Origin of the sequence: Salinivibrio sp. MA427 (genome assembly GCF_001996115.1) — a bacterium.
GTDB lineage: Bacteria > Pseudomonadota > Gammaproteobacteria > Enterobacterales > Vibrionaceae > Salinivibrio > Salinivibrio costicola.
The window spans coordinates 1-1,173 of sequence record NZ_MUFH01000483.1 but is presented as its reverse complement, the minus strand read 5'-3'; the positions used below and the strand labels follow the sequence as shown (position 1 = coordinate 1,173).

Below are 1,173 nucleotides of genomic sequence, written 5' to 3'. Positions count from 1 at the left end.
CTGTGGGAGCAGTTTTGGCAACAATTTGGGCTGGCTGACAGTAATCTGCAATATGGCGCAGGCTTTGAGCACTTTTTTATGGCGCTTGAAGGCGTGAAACAGGGTATGGGCATGGCGTTGATCCCCTCCTTTATGGCCTCAGCCGCCCTGTCAAACGATCTGATTGTAAATCCCTTGGGGTTAAGCATAGACAGCGGCTATGGCTACTACCTTTATAGTGCGCGGTACAAGCAGCGTTCACCCGCTGTCATGCACGTGATCAACTGGCTGTGTGACGCCCTCAAGGTGGATGTGGCTAGACATCCTATCAGCAAGTCGGTATAACGCCTGTCAGCGCGATCAACGAAGACAATAGTTATGACACATCCCCTATCAGAATCCTATCTGCAACGTTTTGGCGGTACGGCTCGTTTGTATGGACGCCGTGCGCTAAAGGTGTTTCACCAAAGCCATATTTGTGTCATCGGTATTGGTGGCGTGGGATCGTGGGCAGTGGAATCGCTGGCTCGCACAGGGATTGGGGCGATCACCCTTATTGATATGGATGACGTGTGTGTCACCAACACCAACCGACAAATTCACGCGCTGAAAGATACCATCGGTCAAAGCAAAAGTGAGGTAATGGCTGAACGCGTGGCAGCGATTAACCCGGAATGCCAAGTCACTGTGATTGATGATTTTATCTCACCGGATAATATTGCTGAGTATATCGATAAGCGCTTTGATTATGTGCTTGATGCGATCGATAGCATTAAGCCCAAAACCGCATTATTGGCACACTGCAAGCGGCACAAAATCAAAGTTATTACCGTCGGGGGCGCGGGTGGGCAGATGGACCCGACGCAAATCCAGGTGGCGGATCTCACCAAAACCATTCAAGACCCCTTGGCGGCCAAGCTACGCAATAATTTGCGTCGCTTTTATGGTTTTACCAAGACGAAAGGACGCAAGTTCGGGATTGACTGTGTTTACTCCACCGAGCAGCTCAAATATCCGCAACCGGATGGTAGTGTGTGTGAGAGTAAATCATCGGCAGAAGGCCCGAAACGGATGGATTGTGCCAGTGGGTTTGGCGCCGCAACCATGGTGACAGCAAGCTTTGGATTTGTCGCGGTCTCACGTATTTTACAAAAGTTAATCGCCGCTGATCAGCGGCGCGAAGATTAGAAAGTG

General features: G+C 50.5%; 2 protein-coding genes. Both read left to right on the top strand.

Features of this window, described 5'->3' with window-relative positions:
- On the top strand, positions 1-324 hold a 324-nt coding region (locus BZG79_RS15785; protein WP_347336600.1), incomplete at its 5' end, for a LysR substrate-binding domain-containing protein.
- A gap of 33 nt (positions 325-357) precedes the next feature.
- Positions 358-1,167, top strand: a complete 810-nt coding sequence (gene tcdA / locus BZG79_RS15780) for a tRNA cyclic N6-threonylcarbamoyladenosine(37) synthase TcdA (protein WP_077774881.1) — start codon at positions 358-360, stop codon at positions 1,165-1,167.
- Positions 1,168-1,173: the final 6 nt, after the last annotated feature.

What these genes read in the sequence shown, in the direction of transcription:
- tcdA (WP_077774881.1), top strand. Translation starts at nt 358, where the DNA reads ATGACACATCCCCTATCAGAATCCTATCTGCAACGTTTTGGCGGTACG.